The sequence below is a fragment of the Micromonospora sp. NBC_00421 genome, assembly GCF_036017915.1.
In the GTDB taxonomy this organism is placed as follows: Bacteria; Actinomycetota; Actinomycetes; order Mycobacteriales; family Micromonosporaceae; genus Micromonospora.
This window is the reverse complement of sequence record NZ_CP107929.1, coordinates 976,311-998,923: the sequence shown is the minus strand read 5'-3', so window position 1 is coordinate 998,923 and position 22,613 is coordinate 976,311. Positions and strand designations below refer to the sequence as shown.

20 protein-coding genes and 1 pseudogene are annotated in these 22,613 nt (G+C 70.3%); 15 read left to right on the top strand and 6 right to left on the bottom strand.

From position 1 onward, the window contains the following. Window positions 1-4: 4 nt before the first annotated feature. The 5 genes from OHQ87_RS04830 to OHQ87_RS04810 all read left to right on the top strand — a co-directional run bounded on the left by OHQ87_RS04830 (window position 5) and on the right by OHQ87_RS04810 (window position 7,967). Complete coding sequence (locus OHQ87_RS04830; protein ID WP_328345308.1) at window positions 5-2,608, top strand: acyl-CoA dehydrogenase family protein; 2,604 nt, start codon at window positions 5-7, stop codon at window positions 2,606-2,608. Then, on the top strand, window positions 2,524-3,819 hold the full coding sequence (locus tag OHQ87_RS04825) for a cytochrome P450 (RefSeq protein ID WP_328345305.1): 1,296 nt from the start codon (window positions 2,524-2,526) through the stop codon (window positions 3,817-3,819). Before OHQ87_RS04830 ends, OHQ87_RS04825 begins: the two co-directional genes overlap by 85 nt. Before the next feature lie 30 nt (window positions 3,820-3,849). Then, window positions 3,850-4,428, top strand: a complete 579-nt coding sequence (locus OHQ87_RS04820) for a GNAT family N-acetyltransferase (protein WP_328345303.1) — start codon at window positions 3,850-3,852, stop codon at window positions 4,426-4,428. Between the two features lie 17 nt (window positions 4,429-4,445). Then, window positions 4,446-5,759: an MFS transporter gene (locus OHQ87_RS04815; RefSeq protein WP_328348746.1), complete on the top strand. Its 1,314-nt coding sequence runs from the start codon at window positions 4,446-4,448 to the stop codon at window positions 5,757-5,759. A 348-nt stretch (window positions 5,760-6,107) separates the two neighbouring features. Continuing rightward, window positions 6,108-7,967, top strand: coding sequence for an NB-ARC domain-containing protein (locus OHQ87_RS04810; protein ID WP_328345301.1), 1,860 nt, complete (start codon window positions 6,108-6,110; stop codon window positions 7,965-7,967). A gap of 18 nt (window positions 7,968-7,985) precedes the next feature. Here OHQ87_RS04810 and OHQ87_RS04805 read toward each other — a convergent pair whose 3' ends face one another. Continuing rightward, the gene (locus OHQ87_RS04805; RefSeq protein ID WP_328345300.1) at window positions 7,986-8,678 is read right to left on the bottom strand and encodes a response regulator transcription factor; all 693 of its coding nucleotides are present in this window, start codon (window positions 8,676-8,678) and stop codon (window positions 7,986-7,988) included. Then, window positions 8,675-8,905, bottom strand: coding sequence for a phosphopantetheine-binding protein (locus OHQ87_RS04800; RefSeq protein WP_328345299.1), 231 nt, complete (start codon window positions 8,903-8,905; stop codon window positions 8,675-8,677). The genes OHQ87_RS04805 and OHQ87_RS04800 overlap by 4 nt, the downstream gene beginning before the upstream one ends. A 351-nt stretch (window positions 8,906-9,256) precedes the next feature. On the opposite strand from OHQ87_RS04800, the gene OHQ87_RS04795 reads away from it, so the two are divergent. Beyond that, window positions 9,257-10,045, top strand: coding sequence for a hypothetical protein (locus tag OHQ87_RS04795; RefSeq protein WP_328345298.1), 789 nt, complete (start codon window positions 9,257-9,259; stop codon window positions 10,043-10,045). Between the two features lie 56 nt (window positions 10,046-10,101). On the opposite strand, the pseudogene OHQ87_RS04790 reads toward OHQ87_RS04795, so the two are convergent. Then, window positions 10,102-10,266: pseudogene (locus OHQ87_RS04790) on the bottom strand (IS701 family transposase); the annotation flags it as partial. Window positions 10,267-10,322: 56 nt separating this feature from the next. On the opposite strand from OHQ87_RS04790, the gene OHQ87_RS04785 reads away from it, so the two are divergent. The 7 genes from OHQ87_RS04785 to OHQ87_RS04755 all read left to right on the top strand — a co-directional run bounded on the left by OHQ87_RS04785 (window position 10,323) and on the right by OHQ87_RS04755 (window position 19,322). Then, entirely contained in the window at window positions 10,323-12,587 is a 2,265-nt protein-coding gene (locus OHQ87_RS04785; RefSeq protein ID WP_328345296.1) for an AfsR/SARP family transcriptional regulator, read from the top strand. 110 nt (window positions 12,588-12,697) lie between these two features. Beyond that, window positions 12,698-13,591, top strand: coding sequence for a hypothetical protein (locus tag OHQ87_RS04780; protein ID WP_328345294.1), 894 nt, complete (start codon window positions 12,698-12,700; stop codon window positions 13,589-13,591). Window positions 13,592-13,916: 325 nt separating this feature from the next. Beyond that, window positions 13,917-14,102, top strand: coding sequence for a hypothetical protein (locus OHQ87_RS04775; RefSeq protein WP_328345292.1), 186 nt, complete (start codon window positions 13,917-13,919; stop codon window positions 14,100-14,102). Window positions 14,103-14,295: 193 nt separating this feature from the next. Then, window positions 14,296-15,009, top strand: coding sequence for a DUF6891 domain-containing protein (locus OHQ87_RS04770; RefSeq protein ID WP_328345290.1), 714 nt, complete (start codon window positions 14,296-14,298; stop codon window positions 15,007-15,009). A gap of 583 nt (window positions 15,010-15,592) precedes the next feature. Beyond that, window positions 15,593-15,826, top strand: a complete 234-nt coding sequence (locus OHQ87_RS04765) for an AMP-binding protein (protein ID WP_328345288.1) — start codon at window positions 15,593-15,595, stop codon at window positions 15,824-15,826. Window positions 15,827-16,179: 353 nt separating this feature from the next. Beyond that, window positions 16,180-17,073 carry a hypothetical protein gene (locus tag OHQ87_RS04760; RefSeq protein ID WP_328345286.1) on the top strand — a complete coding sequence of 298 codons (894 nt, stop codon included), beginning with the start codon at window positions 16,180-16,182 and terminating at the stop codon, window positions 17,071-17,073. A 998-nt stretch (window positions 17,074-18,071) separates the two neighbouring features. Beyond that, entirely contained in the window at window positions 18,072-19,322 is a 1,251-nt protein-coding gene (locus OHQ87_RS04755) for an alpha/beta hydrolase family protein (RefSeq protein ID WP_328345285.1), read from the top strand. Window positions 19,323-19,758: 436 nt separating this feature from the next. On the opposite strand, the gene OHQ87_RS04750 is transcribed toward OHQ87_RS04755, so the two are convergent. The 3 genes from OHQ87_RS04750 to OHQ87_RS04740 are packed head-to-tail and all read right to left on the bottom strand — an operon-like array spanning window position 19,759 to window position 21,931. Continuing rightward, window positions 19,759-20,937: an MAB_1171c family putative transporter gene (locus OHQ87_RS04750; protein ID WP_328345284.1), complete on the bottom strand. Its 1,179-nt coding sequence runs from the start codon at window positions 20,935-20,937 to the stop codon at window positions 19,759-19,761. 15 nt (window positions 20,938-20,952) lie between these two features. After that, window positions 20,953-21,465, bottom strand: a complete 513-nt coding sequence (locus OHQ87_RS04745; protein ID WP_328345283.1) for a hypothetical protein — start codon at window positions 21,463-21,465, stop codon at window positions 20,953-20,955. Continuing rightward, window positions 21,455-21,931, bottom strand: a complete 477-nt coding sequence (locus tag OHQ87_RS04740) for a helix-turn-helix domain-containing protein (protein ID WP_328345281.1) — start codon at window positions 21,929-21,931, stop codon at window positions 21,455-21,457. Before OHQ87_RS04740 ends, OHQ87_RS04745 begins: the two co-directional genes overlap by 11 nt. Before the next feature lie 158 nt (window positions 21,932-22,089). Here OHQ87_RS04740 and OHQ87_RS04735 point away from each other — a divergent pair, with 158 nt between their 5' ends. Further along, window positions 22,090-22,314 carry a hypothetical protein gene (locus tag OHQ87_RS04735; protein ID WP_328345279.1) on the top strand — a complete coding sequence of 75 codons (225 nt, stop codon included), beginning with the start codon at window positions 22,090-22,092 and terminating at the stop codon, window positions 22,312-22,314. 38 nt (window positions 22,315-22,352) lie between these two features. Further along, a complete protein-coding gene (locus OHQ87_RS04730) occupies window positions 22,353-22,580 on the top strand; it encodes a hypothetical protein (RefSeq protein WP_328345277.1) in 228 nt (75 codons plus the stop codon). Window positions 22,581-22,613 lie beyond the last annotated feature (33 nt).

Here is a 22,613-nt window from a genome sequence, read left to right as displayed (position 1 = left end):
CGGCATGAATCACAGCAAGCGCCTCAGCACCTACCTCGGTACGAGGTCGACGGCGACCGGCGTACCCGGCCTCGTCGAGATGAGTCAACTCGAACACGCCGAGCGGGTCCTCCTGTTCGCACATCCGGTCGGCGGCAGCCTCCTCGCGCTCCAGCCGCTGGTGCGGAGACTGCGCGACTACCGGTGCGTCGGACTGGAGGCGTCGCTGGAGGTCCTCGTCGACGGGGAGCCGGCCCCGTCGATACAGGAACTCGCGCGGCGGTACGTCGCGGGCTTCGGCGACCGGTGTCCCGACGTCGACGTGGTGTGCGGCTGGTCCTTCGGCGGCGCTCTCGCCTGGGAGATCGCCTGCCTGCTGGCACGACAGGGCATCCGCCCGAAGGTGGTCCTGCTCGACTCGACGTGGCGGTTCAGAGAATACGAGGAGCCCACGCCGAGCAGGCGGCTGCGGGAGTTCGTCGGCGACGCGCTGAGGTCGGGCGGTCAGGCCGGCGAGTGGCGGTCCGACTCGCCGACGGCGGCCGCCGAGGCCCTGGGCATGGACATGGAGACGTTCTCGGAGCGCTTCGAGATCTTCGCGCACAACTCCCGTCTCATCGGCACCTGGTGGCCCACACCCGGCGATCTCGACATCGTCTCGATCCGCGCCACGGAGTCCTCCAAGTCGGACTGGCGGGAGACGACCTCGGGCGACGTCGACTTCCAGGACCTGGCCGGTGGACACTACGACCTGCTCAACGATCCCGAGAACCTGGCCGCCATCGAAAAGACCATCCGATACGGTCTTGCGACTACGGGCACCGTCGCGGACACGGGCACGGACCACGGGAACGTCGCGCCCGATCTGTTCGCGTCGCTGACCGAGCTGATCGACACGCCCCGGTGGCGCGACCTCGTGATCCGGTCCCGGCGGATGGACGGGCGAGCCATCGCCGAGGCGTACCGGGAACTCGGCCGGCGTGGTCTGCTCACCCCGGACTGGCCGCGCGAGCTGGGCGGCTCGGGCACGTCGACGCGGGTGGCCGTCGAGCTGTTCGAGCGGTTCATCGCGACCGGTCTGCCCGACCTCGTGTACGCGCTCACCGTGCAGATCGTCGGCTACTTCGTGCTGAAATCCGGCTCCGACCGGCTGAAACGCGAGCTGCTCCCGCGGATCAGCCGGGGCGAGGAGTTCGCCACCGTGCTCTACAGCGAGCCGGGCGCGGGCAGCGACCTCGCCGCGCTCCGGACGCGGGCCGAGCGCCGCGGCGACCGGTACGTCATCAACGGCGTCAAGGTGTACAGCATCTACAGCGACATCTCGGGTTCCGCGTTGGTGGCCGCGCGCACCGGGGCGGACGGCAACAAGTACGACGGCATCACCCTCTTCGTCGTCGACCTGGCCGCACCCGGCGTGACCGTCGAGCTCGTCGACACGATCCAGCCCGAGCGCATGTGCCGGGTGACGTTCCGCGACGTCGAGGTCGACAGCTGGCGGCGGATCGGTGCGGACGGCCGCGGGTGGGGGCTGCTCGACGGTGCCCTGGCCATCGAACGCACCGGCATCGACCACGTCGTCCGGGCGGCCCGGTGGCTGACCGCGCTCCGTGCGGCGACCGGCCGACCCGACGACCTCCAACTGCTCGAGGGACAGGTCGAGTGCGCCACCACGGTGGCGCGCGCGGCGACCGAGGTGTTCCTGCGCCCCGATGTCGCGGCGACCGACACCGCCGTGGCCAAGCTGTACACGAGCGAGACCTGCCAGCAGGTCGGGCACGAGGTACTCCGTCGTTGGCGGACGCTCGCAGACCGGACCGACCTAGACGACCTCGTCCGCGAGGAGCTGTACTCCGGACTCACCGAGTCGCCCGGGCTCACCCTCTCGGCCGGCTCGTCGGAGATCATGCTGTCCACCATCAAGGTGGACCTCGGCGAGGAGTACTCCCGCCGCTGTCGCGAGATCCCCCGACGCTTCGGGCCGGAGTTGGTCGACACCCTGGTGGAGGTCCTCGAACCGGTCGGCGCCGGCATCCGGGCGCAGCCCTTGTTCGCCTACTCGCCGACCCGCCGCACGGCGCTGGCGGACACCCTGGCCGAGCTGGGATTCGACCGGATGGAACGCCCCGAGGACGAGGGCGGTCTCGGGCTCGGCCTCACCGCCGGGTGCGCGATCAGCCTGAGCCTCGGGTACCTCGGTTACGAGAACGCCTACCGGCCCGGTCCGACCGGTTCCCGCCAGGACCGGGTACGCCACGCGGCGTACGTGCTGGGCCTCGGCGTCGGGCTGTTCCGCACGGCCTGGGAGCACGCGTCCGGCCGCGAGCAGTTCGGCCGGCGCCTCGTCGACCTCGACGCGTTGATGTTCCCGCTCGTGCGGTCGTACGCCGAGATGCACGCGGTGGGCACGCGCCTGTACGAGATCGCGAACACGGCGGCGCAACTGGACGAGAGCGCGCTCCGGCGGTTCGAGCTGGTCCAGCAGGACGCGATGGTCCGCCTCCTACGCGCCGCGATGCAGGTCATGGGCGCCCGAGGCATCACGGAGTGGTCGGTCGCGTCGTGCTTCTACATGCGCTGCGCGGAGAACATCGGGCTGCTCGACCCCCTGTCAGGCAAGGAGAGGTGCTGATGCGAGTCGATCTCGACACTCCCGGAGCGGCGGAACTCTACGACGAGTCGCGGTATTCGGACCAGGGCATGCACGCGGCGTGGCGGGAGATGCGCGCGCGCGGCGGACTCCACCGCCAGGTCACCCCCGACGGGCAGGAGTTCTTCGCGGCTGTGCGGCACGCCGACGTCCGGGAGGTGCTGAGCAACCACACGGCGTTCTCCTCGGCGTACAGCACGATGCTCAGCGTGCGCGGCGACGGGGACGTCGCGGCCGGGGCGGCGATCCACCTCACCGACCCCCCGGTCCACTCCGAACTCAAGCGCATCTTCACCCCGCTGATGACGGTGCCGGCGACGCAGCGGCTCGCGCAGGGGATCGACGAGCGCATGCGAGAGTTGTTCGACACCATCCGGGGCCGTGAATCGTTCGACTTCTGTGCGGACATGGTCACCCTGCCGATGACGGTCACCGGCGCGCTGATGGGCATTCCCACGAGTGAGTGGCCGGTCACCGGCCGGGCGACCGTACGCGCGATGGGCGGAACGGACGCCGGCGAATCGGCGTACCAACGTCGTCTCAACCTCTTCGAGGCCCACACGACGATCATGACCGTGCTCGGGGACGTCCTGGAAGACGCTCCGGCGGGTGACTCGGTGATCGGCCGGTGTCCGCGGACCGCCGGCGTGGTGGAGGACCCGGGCCGGGACGTCGCCCTGCTCAACGCTTACGCGTTCCTGATGGGGGCGAACCCGACCATACCCCAGACGATCAATCAGATGCTGATCCTGCTGGCCGGCGACGACGACCTGTGGTCCTGGTTCACCTGCCAGGAACGCACGGAACAGAAGTTCGTCGACGAGGCACTGCGGTGGGCCAGCCCGATCAACCACGTGCTGCGGCGTACCACCGGCGACGTGACGCTCGCCGGAACCGAGGTCCCGGCGGAGTCGTTGGTCACCGCGTGGCTCGGCTCGGCGAACCGCGACGAAGAGGTGTTCCCGGAGCCGTTCCGGTTCGTCCCCGACCGGTCCCCGAACCAGCACACCGCGTTCGGCTTCGGTGTTCACCGGTGCATCGGCCAGCATGTGGCCATCGCCGGCATGAAAACATTCTTCGATCTCTGGCGCGAGAGCGTGCGATCCGTTTCCCTTGCTGGTGAGCCCAGGCATCTCGTGTCGAACTTCCTGAACGGCGTCGTGAGCCTGCCGCTCTCGGTCAGCTGGAGATAGGCGGCACCAACGCCGCGGAGAGAAGGACGCGTGAGTGACCTCGTGGCAACCGTGGTCGGCCCGGGCGACCGGTCCAGGGTGGACCGGTTCTTCGGCCCGAAGGGGCTCGTCGAACACTGCTTCTGCCAGTACTTCCGACTGGAGCGCAAGGACTACTCCGCATGCCGTTCCGCGGCGCGGCGGGACCGCCTCGCCGAGCTGATCACCGCCGGCGAGCGGGTCGGAGTCCTCGGTTCGATCGACGAGGTACCGGTGGGCTGGATCGGGGTCGGTCCCCGGCTGGGCTTCGCGCGACTGCGCACCTCCCGCGCGGCCAAGCTGCTCCCGGGGGACGACCCGGAGCGCATCTGGTCCATCGTCTGCGTCTACCTGGCGCGTGAGCAGCGGCACCGGGGACTGCTCCAGATACTGATCAACCGGGCCGTGGAGTGGGCCCGGGACGAGAAGGCCGACCTGATCGAGGCCTATCCCGAGGATGACCGGGACCCGGCGACCCGGATCGACCCGCGCAGCTTCCGTGGCCGGGTCACCACGTTCGAGGCCTGCGGATTCACCGTCGTCGAGCCCAGGCTGAAACACCGGGCGCTGATTCGTAAAGACCTTCGATAACCTGTTGAGGAGTGCACATGGGCCTGGGGCGTAATTTCAACCGCCTGTGGTTGTCGCAAGGCTTGTCGAACACGGCTGACGGCCTGGTGTCGGCGGCCATGCCGCTGCTCGCGGTGGCGATCACCCGGGACCCGCTGCTGATCAGCGGGATGACCGTGGCGAACTTCCTGCCGTGGCTGCTGTTCACCCTGCCGTCCGGTGAGCTCGCCGACCGCATCGATCGACGCCTCATCATGGTCGTCGGCAACGTGTTCCGGGCGGTCGCGTTCGGTCTGCTCGTCCTGGCGCTGCTCGCCCACCTGCACAGCATCGTCATCCTCTACCTGGCGGTGTTCCTCTCCGGCGCGGCCGAGACGATGGTCGACAACGCGGCGTTGACGGTTCCGCCGCGCCTGGTCGAACGCAAGGACCTCGAGCGGGCGAACGGGCGCCTGTTCGCCGTCCAGTCGGCCATCAACACGTTCGTCGGTCCGCCGGTGGGCGCCCTGCTGTTCGCGGTGTCGGCATGGTTGGTGTTCACCACCGGCGCCGGGCTGTTCGCGATCGCCGCGCTGGCCCTGATCACGCTGCCCCGGCTGCTGCCGACGGCGAGCAACGTCAGCAGCTCCCGGCCCACCCCCGGCTCCATCGTGCGCAGCATCCGGGCCGGCTGGTCCTACTTCTGGAACCACAAGCTGCTGCGTCGGGTGGCATTCATCTCCGCCTCGATCAACGGTTTCGGAGCGGCCACCGGCAGTCTGATCGTGCTCGTGGCGACCGGGCCGCTCGGCGTCACACCGGCCTGGTGGGGCGTCTTCATCGCGGTACCGGCGGTGGGCTCCATCGCCGGCTCACTGATCGCGCCGAAGCTGGTCCGGACGATCGGCGGTGGACCGGTGACCTGGCTGGCGGCCCTGGTGCCCGCAGCCACCTACGCCGCGTTCGGCCTCAGCAGCAGTGTCGTCCTCGTCGAAATCTTCCTGTTCTGCAGCTCGGTGGCGACCGCGATGAACCAGATCGTGGTCAGTACGTTGCGGCAGGCCTCGGTACCCGACGAGCTGCTGGGCCGGGTCACCGCCGCCTACCGCCTGATCGTGCTCGGCGTCGTACCGCTGGGTGCGTTGCTGGGCGGGGCGCTGGCCCACTGGCGGGGAACGTCGGCCACGTTCATCGGCGCCAGCATCGGGTTGACGCTCGCCGCGCTCGTGTTCGCCTCGCGGGTGACGACGCGAGGACTCCGCGAGGCCGAGCAGGCCGGCCACTCGGCGACCGGGTCGTCGCCCGAGCCCGACCAGAACGGATCCGGCCCGGGCGAGCTCGCCGACGCCGAGGCCGCCACCCGGCAGACCTGACGACGGCGTACGGAGCTGACCCCGAAACGTCCTCGGGGTCAGCTTCCGCGTAGGCGGGGCACGCGGCCCCTTCGCTGGTGGGAGAACCGGCCCGGACGGCGGCCGCCTGCGGAACGTCCTCCGGCCGGCGCCCGCACAATCGCCGGTGCGGGTCGGGTCCTCGCCCGTAGGTCGAAACCGTCCGCCGTGTGTGGGAACACTTCAGCCGGACAAGCATTCACGTTGGGCACGCACGTGTGATTCGATGTCCGGACAGGCGCCGGACATCGACGTTTGCACACGCAGGCGATCGCGTGGGTCAGTCGCTCCGAGCGTTCTACAGCATCGGACATAGGAGGCCGCGATGCCATGGACCTGTCGCTTCAGTCGCTAGAGCACCTGTGCCTGGACCTACGGCAACTCCGACTCCAAGCGGGCGGCCCCAGCCTGCGTGACCTGGCCGCCCGGGTGGGCATCAGCAAGAGTCAGCTGGGAGCGATCCTGTCCGGACAGGTTCGCCGGCTGCCCGACTGGGACGTGGTCAAGGGGCTCGTGGAAGCCGTCCGAAAATACAGCGCCGATCGCGGGCAGTTGGCCCAGCTGTCGTTGACCACCGGCGTGGAGGAGTTCTGGCGGCCCCGTTACAGCGCTGTCGAACACGCGTTCAGCTGCCGGAAGATCCAGCCCTCCGAGACACTGCGGATCTACCAACCGGCTCCGCCCGAGCCGTGCCCGCCGGTCGTACCGCACCAGCTGCCGCCCGCCGTGTCCCACCTCAGCGGCCGAACGTCCGAGCTGGCCGCGTTGGACGCGGTGATCGCGCAGGACGTACCGGCCGGCTGCGCGGTGGTCGCGGTCGTCGGCGGCATGGCCGGGGTGGGGAAGACCGCACTGGCCGTGCACTGGGCCCACCAGGTCGCCGGTCGCTTCCCCGACGGGCAGCTGTACGTCAACCTCCGCGGGTGTGATCCGGACGGGCCGCCGATGTCCCCCGACGCGGTCGTGCGGGACTTCCTGACCGCCCTCGGCGTGTCGGCCGGACAGCTTCCCGCGACCGCCGCGGCGCGCATCGCACTCTACCGTTCCCTGCTCTACGACCGCCGGATGCTGGTGGTGCTGGACAACGCCCACGCGGTCGAGCAGGTGCGGCCCCTCCTGCCGGCGAGTTCGGGCTGCCTGGTCCTGGTGACCAGTCGGAGTCGGATGGCCGGCCTGATCGCCGCCGACGGCGCCCGGTCGGTGCGGCTCGACGTCCTGGCCGGCGAGGCGGCCGGCGAGCTGCTGGCGCGCCGCCTGGGGCCGCACCGGGTTGCCGCCGAGCCGCGCGCGGTCCGCGACGTCGTCGAGCGGTGTGGAGGGCTGCCGCTGGCGCTGGTCCTCGTCGCCGCCCGGGCGCTGAACCACCCCGGCGTGGCCCTGGACACGCTGGCTGTCCGCCTGTTCAATGGCGGCCGCGAACCGAACGCGCCCGCCGGCGATCCGGCCACCGATCTCGAGGCGGCGTTCTCCTGGTCGTACCGGACGCTCAGCCCGCCGTCCGCCCGGCTGTTCCGGCTGCTGAGCCTGCACCCGGGACGGAACGTCAGCACGGCCGCGGCCGCCAGTCTGGCCGCCCTCCCGCTGGCCGAGACGACCCTGCGACTGTCCGAACTCAGCGAGGCGGCCCTGGTCACCGAGCGGGGGCCGGGCTGGTACGCGCTGCACGGCCTGGTCGGCGCCTACGCCGGCGACCTCGCCACGCACACCGATCTCGAGAACGCCCGGCGCGCCGCGACGGTCCGGCTGCTCGACCATTACGTGCACAGCGCGCGGGCCGCCGCGACCCTGCTGGATACCGGCGACGACCCGGACCCGGTGCCGCTCGCCCCGCCGGCCGCCGGCGTCACCCCCGAGCTGCGGTACACCGACCGGTCGCCGGCGACGGCCTGGTTCGACGAGCGACGCCCCGTGCTCCAGACCGTGCTGCACCACGCGATCGGCGCCGGGTTCGCCGCCCACGCCTGGCACCTGGCCTGGAGCCTGGACGCGTACCTGACCCACGGCGGCCACCGGGGCGACCGGGTGGACATCTGGCAGGTCGCGTTGCGCGCCGCGGAGCGACTCGGCCATCCGGACGCCCGGACGTTGGCCTGCCGGCGCCTGGCCGGCGCCTCCGTCCGGCTGGACCGGACGGTCGAGCTCCTCGCCCACAACGAGCGCGCGATGGTGTCCCACCGGCGTCGCGGTTGACCGCCCTCGACAGCGAGGTCAGCTCGCCCGCTTCTCCAGGTCAGTACCTCGCCCATCCGACTGAATGAGACCGGACCGGTAGGCCAGTGACACGAGCTGCGCGCGGTCGCGGACGCCGAGCTTGGTGCGCACCCGGTAGAGATGTGTGCGCACGGTGGCCACGCCGATGATCAGCTCACGGGCCACGTCCTCGGTCGACATACCCCGAGCCACCATCTGTGTCACCTCCCGCTCACGCGGGGTCAGGTCGGTCACCTCCGGATACTGCGGCGGGGCCGTGGTGTCCGGTTGCTCGCGGAACCACGTGACCAGGCGCTGCGCGACGTTCGGGGCGAGCATGGCCCGACCCGCGGCCGCCGCCCGGATCGCGGCGACCAGTTCCTGCGGGCTCGCGTCCTTGCCGAGCAGGCAGCTCGTGCCCGCGTGCAGGACGTCGCTGACGGTCTTGTCGGCGTCGGACGCGGTGAACACGACGATGTTGGGCGGCGGGTCCTCCTTGCCGAGCCGGCGGATCATCTCGAGGCCGGAGATGATCCGCAGGTTCAGGTCGGTGACCACGACGTCGGGCCGTGCGGTGCGCGCCAGCATGATCGCTTCCATGCCGTTGTCGGTCGTCCCGATCACGTCGATGTCCGGCACCGCGTCCAGTAGCGTCCGCATGCCGTCCCGGACGACCGGCAGTTCGTCGCAGATGAGTGCGCGGATGGTCATCGCGTCTCGCCTTCGCACGGATCACCGGAGACCCGGTCGACGAAGGCCGCGACACCGGCCACGGTCGGGTCGTCGAACAGATCGAGGAGCGTCATCTCCACCTGGAAGTCCGAGCGCACCAACGCTACCAGTCGCGCGGCGAGCAGCGAATGGCCGCCGAGGGCGAAGAAGTTGTCGTCGACACCGACCCGCTCGCGGCCGAGCAACGCGGTGAACAGCGCGGTCACCCCCTCCTTGGTCGTCCTGCAGGGTGTGGTCGGGTCATCGACGCCCTCGTGAGGCGGGAGATCCGCCGTGTTCGTTCTGTGCGACACATCAGCCATCTGTCTGTTGTTCTGCGCACCGGTATTGGTGGGCTATCCGATAGATATCGGCACCGGAGAATGCGTCGCCTTCCCGCCCTCCCGGATTGCCGATCTCGGGTCTTTCGCCCGGTTTCCCGGTCGACGGGAGTCCCGCCGTCCTCCGGTGGCACGCCCTGGCACTCCCGGAACGGGCGCAGGCGATCGCCAGGCGATACACGATCGATATCGTCCCTGGGTTGCCTGGGCGCTGGCGATCGAGTGAAAGGGTGGACGGTGGAGCTGACGACGTGGCGGGAACTGTGCGATCGTGGGCGTGACCTGGTCCTGTGCCTGGACTTCCCGGGCGGGCGGGCAGCAGCCGGCTTCTCCGACCTGGCCGCCGGGGCACCCGTCGAGTTGTGCTTCCTCCATCTCGCCTGGTCGGGCCTCCACACGGATTCGCGACTGGACGCGCACATCGCACAGTGGGTGGGCGAGGCGCTCGGGACCCGTCGCCCGGTGCGGGCCGTGCTGGGCTTCTGCGCCGGAACCGCCCTGGCGACACGTGTCGCGGACGCGGTCAGCGCGACGGCCGGCGCGACACCGCCCACGGTCCTGCTGTTCGACGCGGCCGCCGTCCAGGACGACGCGCTCCGCGACCAGTTCGTGTCGTCGGTCCAGGCCTCCGCGGCCTACCTGGCCGAAGGCGAGCTGGACGATGCCCGGCGGTGGTCGCAGGAGTTGCTCGCCACCGGCCGGGACGACCTGCCGCGGGTCGCCACGGCGTTGATCGACCGGTACGACCAACTCATGTCAGGGATCGCCGACCGACTGTCCCTGGGCGAGGTCATCCGCCGGGAGCTCACCGACGGATTCGCCGCGTACATGGCCTACCTGCTCCTGGCCGCCCAGGGCGGACTGGATCTGCGGGTCGGAACTCCGATGTTCCTGTCCTCGCGGGATCACACGCTGCCGGTGGATCCGGTGCGCGGCACGTCGTTCGGGGTCGACCGCGAGCGGCTGTTGGGCGACGCCGACGTGTGGAAGGTCGTCGCCAGCGTGCTGGGCGAACAGCGGTCGTGATCCGGACCGCGCCGCGCCGCAAGTCACCAATCTGACGGTCGGCGACCGCGCCCTGACCGGTCGAGCAGCCACTGCATCCGGTCCGGCGCCGCATCGCCGGCGGCCTCGGCCAAGGTCCAGCCGTCCCGTGTCGCCAGGGGCGACAACAACCCGACCAGGTAGGTCAGCACCCGCCGGCGCGGCTCTGCCCGCCCGGACCGGTGCGCGAATCGCGCCAACAGTTACCGGGCTGACGCCGTCCCGGCGTCGATCACGCCGATGAGCTGCCGAAACCTCAATGCGGGCAAAGTGCGGCTGGAGTACCGGCGTCACCGCATCCGTGGTTCATCGAATATTTGCGCAAACAGCGTGGCGACTGCCGCGCGGGATTCCCACCGCGTCCATTGCTGTCCGCAAGATTTGCTGGACACGCAGGTACGACCTGCGGGTACGGTCCAGGCGTCCGCTGCTTGTCCGGAATGAATGGGATGAGCCTATCGGCGAGCGACCATTCCCAGAGACGGCTCAAGCCCGAGATGCCGCCGGCACGGGGGATCCTTCAGCGCAGTATCGCCAATTTTGCGATGGACGCGCCGAAGCCACCTCATCTCAAAGAGGGAGCATATTCGTGCGGTTCCGCGTTCTCGGTCCACTGGAGGTCGTCGGCACGACCGGCCACCTGTCGTTCCCGCCTCGGCAGCGGACCGTTCTCTCCATGCTGTTACTCGAACCCAACCGGGTGGTGACCGTCGAGCGCCTCGTGGACGCCGTCTGGGACAACACGCCACCACGGACCGCGAAGGAGCAGGTCCGGATCTGCGTCTCGGCCATCCGGCGGGCCATGACCGCCGGCGGCCGGCCCGACGCTATCGTGACCCGCCCGCCGGGCTACTCGATCCAGTGCACCGACCGGGAACTGGATCTGCTGGAGTTCAACGATCTGGTCGCTACCGGCCGGCGGCTACTGGGCCAGGGCCGGCCGCACGACGCGGTCGACGCGCTCCGTGACGCCCTGCGGCTGTGGCGGGGTGCTGTCCCGCTGGTCGGCGTACGCAGCCAACTCGTCCAGTCGATCGGCACCCAGCTGGCCGAACGGCGGCTGGCGGTGATCGAGGAATACGTCGACGTGCGACTGCGGCTCGGCCAGCACCACGAGCTGGCCAGCGGGCTGGCCGAACTGGTCGCGGCGAACCCGTTCCGTGAGCGGCTGCGGGCACGGTTGATGATCGCGCTGTACCGCAGCGGACGGCAGGCCGAGGCGCTGCACACCTACCGGGTCGGCCGGCAGCTGTTCGTGGAGCAGCTCGGCTTGGAGCCCGGGGCCGAGCTGCACCGGTTGGAGCGGGCGATTCTCGCCGGAGAACTGGCCGACCTGCTGGAGCCGGAGGAGGCGTCCCGTCCGATACCGGTGCGGGCCGCCGTGCCCCGCCTGCTACCGGCTGACATCGGCGACTTCACCGGCCGGCGGGACCTGATCGAACGGGTGCGCACGGCGCTGCGCGGACCGCGCGACGCCGGGTCCCGTGCCGTGCCCATCGTGATCCTCGCCGGCCGGCCCTGGCTGGGCAAGACCACCCTGGCTGTGCACGTCGCCCACGCCCTCGACAAGGAGTATCCGGACGGCCAGCTGTTCGCCCGGCTCGGCGGCACCGCCCGCCCGGCCGACACCGGTGGGGTGCTGGCCCGTTTCCTCGGCGCGCTCGGCGTGCCGGGCCGGGCCGTACCCGACACCCTGGAGGAACGGACGGACATGTACCGCAACCTGCTCAGCGACCGCCAGCTTCTCGTGGTCCTCGACGACGCGGCCAGCGGGCAGCAGGCGGCGCCGCTGCTACCCGGCGGCCCGACATGCTCGGTGATCGTGACCAGCCGGACCCGGCTGGCCGCGCTCGGCGGCGCGACCACGCTGACCATCGGCCCACTGGAGGCCCGGGAGTCGGTCGAACTGCTCACCAAGGCGGTCGGCCAGGAGCGGGTCGACACCGAGGCGGCCGACATCGCCCTGCTGGCCGACCTGTGCGCCGGTGAGCCGCTGGCGCTACGGCTGGCCGCCGGGCGGCTGAAGAGCCAACCGCACTGGCCGGTACGGGACCTGATCGTCCGCCTGTACGACGACCACCGCCGGCTGACCGAACTGTCCTACGGCGGTCTGGACCTGGTGGCGATGGTCAACGAGATCTGGCAGGGTCTCACCCCGCTGGCCCGGGGCCTGCTGCGGCGCGTCAGCCGGCTGGACGACCTGCGCTTCCAGGACTGGATGTGCGCGCCCCTGCTGGGCGTCGCCGAGCAGGACGCACAGGACGCGCTCACCGAACTGCTGGACGCCGGGCTCCTGGACGTCGAGCGGCAGGACGGCCACATCGTGTTCCAGCTGCGGGGCCTGCTGCGGGCGTTCGCCCGGCGGTCAGCGGCCGAGGAGTCGTCCTTCGGCGACACCGGCCGCGCGGCGGAGCGGCCCGGCGGGAGCCACGCCGACATCAGCGGGGACCGCACCCCCTCAGCACAGCCAAGACGCCGCCCGACCCGGGATGACCTGAACCGCACATCGCCTAGATCATCCTAGGAGGCAGGCCTGATTCTGTCGGATGCCGGGCGGTAAGGGCACGACCGACAAGCGGATCACCGTCAGCAGCAGGCGTTGCCGGTTTGTCCGATCGCCTAACATCGGCGTACGTGACCTGGTTTGCACTGGCGGCCGCGCCGTCCGCCGACGAGCCGCCGGTGTTGTTCGCCGCCGCCGTGTGGTCGGTGGCGGTGATGGCCACGGTCCTCGTCAGCACCTTCGTCACCTACCTGCTGCGGCAGCGGCTCGAACGGGTGAACACACTGGTCCAGGGGATGCGCGAGCACGAATACGTCAGGAGCGTCCAGCAGCCGGTCGCCGCCGTGCTCGTCGCCGCGGTGGGCGGCTACGGCATCAACACCGCCACCCAGGAGGCCGGCTGGCCCGGATACCTGGGCTGGCTGCTCGGCATGCCGATCCCCGCCGGCATGGTCACCTGGGCCGCGATCCGCAGCGTCCGGCAACGCCGGTTCGACGAGCAGTGGCCACCGGACGAGATCCCCGCCAACGACCCCGTCAAGATCCGCAGCACCCTCCGCCGGGTCGTCCACCAGCACACCGAGGCCGAACAGGCGGACCCGGCCGCGCTCGACCGGGCCCTGACGCTCCTGCTGGACCATGTCCTACCGGCCCTGCGCCAACGCCGCGACCGTGACCCCCGCCGATGGCTACGGGAACACCGCACGACCACCACCCTCGTACTCGGCTGGGCGGTGACGACCCTGACCGCCACAGCGGTGGCCGTCTCCCCCCACCTGTCGGACCGACGCCGGAGCGCCTGGCTCTTCATGGCCGCCGCCACCCTGGTGATCGCCCTCCTCGCCAGCAGCCTGCTGACCGTCCTCTACCGCTACAGCCGCTACCGGAACACCACCCTCGCCGACGAGATACAACAGTCGGCAGGCACAATCCGCCGCCGCATCGTCGAACGCCGCCTCGGCATCCCCACCACACCCGACGACGGCCCACGACGCCGACGACGACCCGCCACCCACCACGGCTGAACCCCTGCCGAACATCACCCACCGCCCCCGCACCCAGAGCCGACAGCCAGCACAGCGGCGAAAGCCACGCCGCACACTCCACGACTTGAAACCTCGCCGACAACCGCCAAAGGCGGACACCCGATGCACAGCAGAACATCGCTCGACACTCGCCGACCGCCAGGAGATCGCCGGTCGAGGAAGACAAAGACCTCCACAATTCGATACTGGTGTATGCACGCTGAGCCAGGTTGTACTTGGGTAGCAGCAGCAGACTGAGTTCCTCCACGCCTGGGCGTCATGGGCACAGGCCAACGAGAAGGCGCTCGTCGACCCTGGCGCTCCGGTGAACGCGAAGAAGCTGGTCACGGCACAGGGGATCGAGGACCTCGTCGACGCCACGACCGGCTACACGATCGTGGGAGCGGCCTCGCACGACGAGGCGGTCCGGATCTTCTCCGGGCACCCGCACCTGGGGCTGTCCGCCGGAAACTCGATCGCGGTGCTGGAGTGTCCTCCTCCGCCCAACTGACTCGTCAGCCGGTGGTCCGCTCGGAACGCCCCCAGCGAAGGCGCCACGTTGATTCTGGCTGAGGCGGGTTCGACTGCGGTGGCGTCGGCTGGGGTGGGTCGTCGGTCGAAGGCGTGGGTGGGCTCGTACCGCAGGGCACGACAGCGCAGGTGCCAGTGCGGCACTGTCGCAGGTCCGTGTGAAGATCGTCGCTGTGACTGAGTGGATCTACAACGATCGTCCCGAGGGCGTCAGGTTCCTGCCCGAGCGGATCGCGGAGCCGGGCCGGGCGGAGATCGAGGACGAGATCTGGGCTTTCGTGGTGCGCGGCGAGGACGACGCCGACGAGTTCTTGGACTACTTCGACGATGACGAGCAGCGCCACGGTGCGACCGACGAGGAGCTCAGCGCGGCGTACGCCACCGCCGTGGCCGTTCGGCGGGAACAGCAGCGTGGCTGGGGCGAGGTGCGCAGCAATCTGACCAGCGCCTTCGCGGAGCTCACCGCGCTCGGCGTGGTGGCGAGGGAGGACTTCAGCTGTTGCGGCACCTGCGCGGCGGCGGAGATCCACGACGAGCGGGACGACTCCCGGCACTGGCAGGGATACCTCTGGTATCACCAGCAGGACACGGAGTCGCTGGTCGCGAGCGAGGACGGCGAGGTCTACCTCGGCTACGGCGTCTACCCACCGGCGGACTTCGACGAGGACGCCTACGCCGCCCTGTCCGAAGCCGAGCAGCAGGCCGGCTACCAGGCCGACCTGGAACGGTTCCTGGACGAGGTCGCCTTTCCGGTGCTCCGCAGGCACGGCATGCGGGTGGAGTGGAACCGCAAGCAGTCGAGGCGGATACGGGTGACCGGCGCCCAGTGGTACGCGGAGATCGACCCAGACCACCCGCACGAGGACTTTGCCGTCCTGACGAGGTGACGAGGGAGCCTGAGCCCGGGGGCGGGGGCTGCCGGTCTGCCCCCGGCGCTGGCCGGTCGATGACAGAGCACTGGGCCGGTACGAGGTGATGGGGAGGCTCACGGGTGAGGTGAGGACACGTCCGTCGGCAGGACGGTACGGGCCAACGTGCTTAAGGGCACCCGCCCCAGTGTCAGCGACGGCTTTCATGAGGTGGCTAATCCTGTTCGACCCACCTGCGTCGGCCGGCATCACACGCAGGCACCGCGCGCGGTGAGCGAGCGATTGCCGCGCTCAAGCGCGCCTACCCGGAGGCGGTCGCCGTCCGACACGGCGGGAAGAGCCTGCGCTACGGCGAGCTGGACGCCGCCGCCGGGCTCGCGGGGCACCTGGTCGAGGCGGGGGTACGGCCGGGGACGGGTCGCCGTGACCGCCGAGCGGGGCGCGGACGCGGTCACCGCGTTCCTGGCCGTGCTGCGCGCCGGGCGGCGTACGTGCCAGTCGACGTGGCCCAGCCGCCCGCCCGCAGCCGGACGATCCTGCGCGACAGCGGCGTGCGGCTCCGCCCTGTGCCAGCCGGGGTGTGCAGGACATGCCGGCCGGGGTGCCGACAGTTGACCTGGCCGCCGCGCTGGCCGGGGCCGCCGACCGGGCCGCGCCGGTGCCGGTGACCGTCCGGCATCCCGCGTACGTCATGTACACCTCCGGCTCCACCGGGACGCCGAAGGGCGTGGTGGTCCCGCACGAGGCGATCCTGCGGCTGGGGGCGCAGCGGGTTAGCGATGCTCGGCCCTGGCAAGGCGTGGTTACCCGTATGGCTGTTGGTCGCTCGATCTGACGCGATGGAGAAAGCGATGGATGGGATCATTGCGTGGGTTTGCAGCATCACAGCAGTACCGCACCCGCAACGGACGCACCGAACTCGTCCCCCGCAACCCCCACTACCGGGCGGCCACGCGACGATCCTCGGCAAGGTCATCTGCGTCCTACACCGCCCATGATCCCGAACTGGATCAGGTTGCGGCCGCGTGGGAGGAGGGGCCGGTCGTGCCGCTGAGAGGGCCCCCGCCTCGACGATCGAAGTCCAGCGAGGTTGGGCTGGTACGTCGGTCACGAGTCCCGCCTTCGGGTCGGCTACCGTCCTGCGCCATGACGCGATCTCGTGTGCATTCCCGGTACCGGGATGGACTTGTGCTGGCCTACGAGATTCCTGTCGGCTCAGCGCCGGTGTCGGACGTGGTGCCCGCGGCGACCTTTCCCGTTGGGGCGCACATGGAGTTGGACGACCATGCCATAGCACCCGACCTGAGCCGCGCCGTGTACGCGATGCCCGACCACGTGACGTGTATCGACCGTACCGGACGGAGGCTGTGGCAACTCGACTTCATCCCCGCTGCGGCACCGTGGCCCATCGCCCATACCTGCTGCGCCTACTCGTTGGACGGAATGATCGTGTGGGTGTTCCGACCTGACGCGATGGCGCGCGGTACCGGCGCCGATCAGTGGTTGGCCGTCGACGCGGGCACCGGCCGGGTGGTGGCGCAGGTGGACTTGTGTTCGGCCGGTCACGGGGGCAGACACTTCACCCATCCAGACGGCAGGCACATGCTGCTGAGTGTGGGGGAAGGACAGGATGGCTCGCTGATCTACCGGGGTCGCTTCGAGAACGGTCGGATCGAGCTGACCGAGTATCCATGGCCGGATCGCGTCCTTGTCGCCGTAGCGCCGGACGGCCGCCATTTCATGACTGTGGACCACGATCAGCATGATGCCGCTTTCCATGCGTATCCCGACGGCGCAGTCGTCGCGCGAGTAACGGCGGAGTCGCTCGGACGTGATCGCGACGGCGTGTTCGTCGAGTGGGTTGGCTGCTACCTCGGCGACGACACCGCCGTTGTGACAGTCGTCGGCGAGGCCGACGATGAGGAGGAGGGGTTCGAGCGGTACATCGTCGATCCGCGAACCGGCGCGGTCCGAGGGCAGCTGGCCCCCTTGCCTGGGGAACAGTACGACTACGAACCGTTCGGCGACGGCTCTTGGCTCACCACCGCCGACGACCATCGGCTTCAGCGCCAAGCCGGTTAACGGAGCGACCCGGGTCGGTAGGACTTCGTGCAAGAGGTTGAAAGATCAGGGTTATGGCGGTTTGCCGGTGCTCATGGCCAGGCCACGCCATTGCTTGAGGCGGTGGACGGAGGGTTGTGCACGGCGGATGGCGTCCGGGCGTAGGCGCGGGCCCGCTCCCTGCCGAAGCCGGTGTCATTCGCCGGCTGATTCTCGGGCAGCCGGCGTCGCGTGCGCGCCCCACAGCAAGGTCCGTACGAACGGCGATGTCTTCTTCCTGGGTGGTCTCGCTCCTCGTGGTTCCTCCTGGTTCCTCTGTCACCCGGTTTCCGGGGGACGTGGGGGATGTCGAGGTGGAGCCGGTACCGGACGGTGTGGGTGCCGTCCCGCCGGATGGACGCCTTCCGGTCGGTGCTGATCGCTCCGGCGGCGACCAGCACCGATGGCCCGCTCGATGGCCTTGATGTCGGCCCGGGTGATGGGTCCGACCTTCCCGCGGCCGAGGGCGAACTCGGCGAGGGCGTGGTGGCCCCGCCCGAACCAGGGGCGGGAGTCGTCGTCTCTCGACACAGCGGCCATGTAGGCGAGTAGCTGCATCGGCAGGGCGCTACAGGCCGGCTCGCTGGCTCTCGACGAGCTCAGCCCCGACGGCTACCGGCAGTACCCCACTGCGCGGTGGATGGTCATGGAGTCGGACGGGCCGGTCGTCACCGCCTGCCTCGGGCCGGCCCGGGAAAACCCCTCTGACCCGACCGCACCGGCATATTCTCGACCCGTAGGCACCGGAGGGATCAGGTCCGCGGACCCGTCACACGTGACGGCAGTCCTCCCGACCGCCGGGGGCCTGCCGGTGGTGCGCGGACGACGCGACGGGTCACGTCGGTGGCGGTGGGGCACGACCTCCTGCGGGAGCGGTCTCGGGAACTCACGACGACGGGAGCACGATGATCAGCTGCCCCATCGGATCACGCGGACGGCGCTGTCGCGTCCGGCGCGGACTCCCGGTCGTCGCGCTGCTGGTGGGGTTACTGATCCCCGTCGCCCCGGCGTGGGGTGCCGACGGTGGTCCGACCGGCGCCGTCGAGGTGTCCTCCGACGGGGACGTGGTCGGCACGCCCACGCCGCTGCGGAACGTGCCGTCGGTGATCGCCGACGTGGCCGACGGTCAACTCGTCGTCTACCGCATGCCCGGCATCCGGGGTGGCCAGATCAACGCCACCGCCATGCTGTTCCTGCCCACGCAGGCGCCCCCGCCCGGCGGGTGGCCACTGGTGGTGTGGGGGCACGGCACCGTCGGGTGGGCCCCGGAGTGCGCGCCGAGCGTGCAACTCCAGGAGCACGGCCGGTGGGCCGACGGGCCGAACGCCGCCCTGTTGGCGTCCATCCTGAGCATGAACATCGCCGTGGTCGCCCCGGACTACGAGGGACTCGGCCCGGTGGCAGACGGTGTAACGGAGGGGCACGGCTACTACGAGCTGTCGAGCGAGGGAAACTCGATGGTCTACGCCGCGGTGGCCGCACAGCGGCTCCTCGGCGACCGGCTGTCGGGTCAGTGGGTGCCGGCCGGCTGGTCGGAAGGGGGCTTCGCCGCTCTGGCCGCGGCGTACTACTCCGACCGGGCCACGATGGCGGACCCCGACCTGAAGTACCGCGGCACCATCACCCTCGCCCCGGTACCGGACGTGCCCGCGATGAACGGGGTCCTGTGGAACGACATCGAGACGGCCGCGCGATCCGGACTCCCGCCGACAGAGCACCAGATCGAACAACTCGTCTTCGCCAACGCGGAGACCATCTACTTCACCAGGACCGCACGCTACGCCGGCTACGACATCGACCCCGCCACGATCTACGGCCCCAACATGCTGAGGTTCTACCGCGAGAACTGGCGCACCTGCCTGGACGGCCTCAACGCCCTGGTCAAACGGGACATCCAGAACTACCTGAACGCGTCCCCGACGCACCGGCTGACCACCTATCCAGGCATCCGTGGCGACACCCCGAACTCCCTGCCGGAGAACAGGCGGTTCTACGCGGAGAACCAGGGCAGGCTGGAGAACTCGACACTGCCGGGGTCGATCCTCTGGCTGTACGGGACCGACGACATCACCAGCCCCGCCACGGTCACCTACCACACCGTCAACACGATGTTGATCAACGACAACGACGTCAACCTCGCCGTACTCGAAGGAGCCGGCCACTACGACGTCTCCACCGCCGGCCAACCGCTGATCCAGGCCCGGCTGAAGCAACTCTTCGACATCGCGTAGGGCCGTGCGACCCCGATGCCGTACGTCCGGGTGACCGGTGTGCCGGGACTCCCTGGCCCTGCCGTCCTCGACACGGTCCTTCGCCGACGTCGGCGGGCTGGTGTTGCAATCGATCTATCAGGAGTTGCAGGTCCGCTGGTGCTCGCCCGATGCCCCAGTACGCACACCTCTGCGAGTGCGACATGTTCGACGAGGCGGCCGATGGCAGCACGGCGGCAGATCAGCGAATCCCGTCGCGGCGATCAGGCCGGGACAGTGCTCGGTCGATGCGTGCAGTCACCGTTGGCGATGCGTCTTGTGATCAGGCAGCCACGCTGGCGGCACGGCAAACCGGGGCTGTCGGTTCTGCCCGGTGCGCCCGGGGGACCGCCGAGGTTGACCCGGGCGAAGGGACAGCGCAGCTTCACCGGCCAGCCGAAACCCGATTGCCAGGGGGCTACGCCTGGTCGGCGTTCTGGGGTCTGGTGGCTTCGGCGGCAGCGAGTTGGCGGACCCGGGCCACCTCCGCCGAGCTGGCGAACTGCCGGGCCACCCGAGCCAGCCAGGCGCTCTCCGAGGCCAGTGAGGCGTCCACGTCCTGGAACGGGTGCTCGGCACGGTAGTCCCGGCCGTGCGCGTGACCGACGAGGGCGGCGGCGATCACCGCCGCCTCCACGGTGGCCGGGTCCGCCGCCGGGCCGACCCAGCGCGACACGTCCGGATGGGCGTACGGGCGCAGCGTCAACTGCGCGTCGCGGATCTCGATCACCCGCCGGTAGAGCGCAAACTCCGCGCCGGGCAACCGCCAGCCGCCGCTGGTGTTGAGGTCGATCTGCGGCAGCGCGGCCCGCAGCGCCCGCCAGAGCGGGTCGATCCGGCGCAGCCGGCGTAGCGCACGCAGCCAACGCAGTGGCGCGGTGATCCGGTCGCCCCAGGCGGTCAGGGTAGCCCCGATCAGCCAGAGCAGCATGCAGACCGAGCCCAGGGTGGCGCCGATCGGCAGCGTGGTGGCCAGGGATCGGCCGGTGAGGAGGGTGATCACCGGCCGGACCCCGGACCAGGCCGCCCAGACGATGCCCAGCGCGGTGCCGGTGACCACGAAGCTGAGTCCGGTCCGCAGTACGCCGGCCGGCACGTGGCGCAGGTAGCCGCCCACGCTGGTGATGAAGGTGACCAGGCAGACCGCGATGTAGCTGAAGAAGACCACGAGGTAGCCGACGACGACCGGATCCCGCGAGTACGCGTTGACGAAGTTCAAGGTGAAGGTGGTGTCGGCGTTCGCCAGCAGCACCGCCATCGCCAGGACCGCGCCGACCAGCAGGACACCGTGCCGGCGCAGCCAGCGCCGGGTGCCGGCCGGGCGGGCGATGCTCTGACCGAGCGCGCCGAGGAAGTACGCGGCGAGCATCTCCAGGCCGTTGCCGAGCAGTCGACTGAGGTTCGGCACCGGCTCGACGTGGCTGATCGCGATCAGGACCGGGTGGGCCATCACCGCCAGGCCGAGGCCGATGCAGAGGAAGAAGGCGGAGAGGTACCGGGTGCCGGCGGCGCGCCGACGGCCGGGTACCGGGATGAGTTTGTAGGCGGCGACCACGATGGCGAGCGCCAGGGCGGTGAAGTTGAGCCAGGTCAGCATGGTGCCCGGCCCTGGTCAGCCGGTGTCGAAGATCGAGCCGAGTCGGGCCAGCCCGTCGGCGACCTCGGGGGTGACCGGACCGGCGCCGCCGGTCGGGCCCCGGCGGGCGCGTTGGGCGATCATCGAGGCGACCAGTTCGGCCTCCTGCTCCTGGGCGGCCGAGTAGTCGGAACGGCCGAGCACCCGGCGGACCAGGTCGGTGGAGAGGTTCGGCAGCAACAGGGCGGGCAGGGCGGCCAGCGAGCGGTCGTCGACATGGCCGCAGAGCAGGTGCCCGACCTCGTGCAACAGGATGTGCTCCTGGTGCAGCCGGGTGGTGCTGGTGGCGTAGAAGAGGTAGTCGGCCTGGTCGGTGGTGACCAGTGCACCGCACTGACTGGCCCCACCGGGCATCGGCACCAGCTCGACCGGCCGGCCCCGCTGGTGGGCCAGCGCGTCGACGAACCGGGTCGGCTCGAACGGCGTCGGGATCGACAGCGCGTCGACGATCCGTTGGCACCGGCGCCACATGCCCCGATCAACCGCCATCGCGCTCCACCGGACCGCCCGTACCGGGCCCGGGCAGCTCCACGCCGGCCGGCCCGGCGCGGCGTGCCTCCCGCCGCCCGATGGCTTCGATCATGTCGCTGATGGTGTCCAGCCCCTCCGGGGAGAGGGTGACCGCGCGCAGCGCGATCTGCCGGACGGCGCTGTCGCGCAGCGCGCCGAGCAGCTCCAGCTCCTCGACGATCCGCGCGCTCTGCTCGTCGTCGAAGAAGTATGCCGCCGGCACCTGGAAGAACTGGGCGAGGGCCTCCAGGTGCCGCTTGGTGGGGTTGGTCCGTCGGCCGTTGCGCAACTGCCAGAGGTACGTGGTGGAGAAGCTCTCCCCGGTGGCCTCGCGGCAGGCGGTGGCCACCTCCTCGTTGCGGTACTGCTCCCGGTCGGGTCGGCGGATCACCGCGAAGAGTCTGTTGATCTTCTCGGCGAGGGTGCCCGTGGTCGGGTGGCCCATGTGGTGACCTCCCCTCGCCGGATCGGGTGGACCCCGTTCTCCGTGGTTGACGGCGGCGACCCCCTCGGACATCCTAGCGACTCAGGAATTTAGCTGAGATGAACGGCCTGCGCGCCGCCTTTCACACTGGCTGAGAGCTTTCGAGGGAGGTGAACCAGATGACCGCACTTGTCGACCACACCAACGACATCTCCCTGGAGATGTTCGGTGAGCTCACCGAGGCCGACCGGACCGCCCAAGGGCTGGCCGGGCTCACCCCGGTGCTCGCCACCCCGACGGCGGTGGCGCTCGGCGTCGCCGTCGGCGCCGTGGCGTTCCACGCCGGCTACATGGTGGGCATCGCCCGCAACATGGCCGAGGGCACCAGGCCCCAGCCGAAGTAGTCGCCCGACAACCCGTACCGCCAGTCAGGAGGTGATCCATGTCCGTTCTCGCCAACAGGGTGAACGCGGACCCCGCCCTCGCCACGATCCCGATCCACAGCGACGAGGCATACAACCAGGTCGGCGGGATGCCGGTGCTGGCCACTCCGGCCACCATCGTCACCGTGGCGGCCGGGGTCGGCCTGGTCGGCTCGGTGGCGGCGCTCTTCGGCGCCGGCTACGTCGCCGGGCGCAACCTCGGCGGGACCAGGCCGGTCCCGAAGTGATGACGCGATCGCGGTAGCAGTACCCGGGCCGGT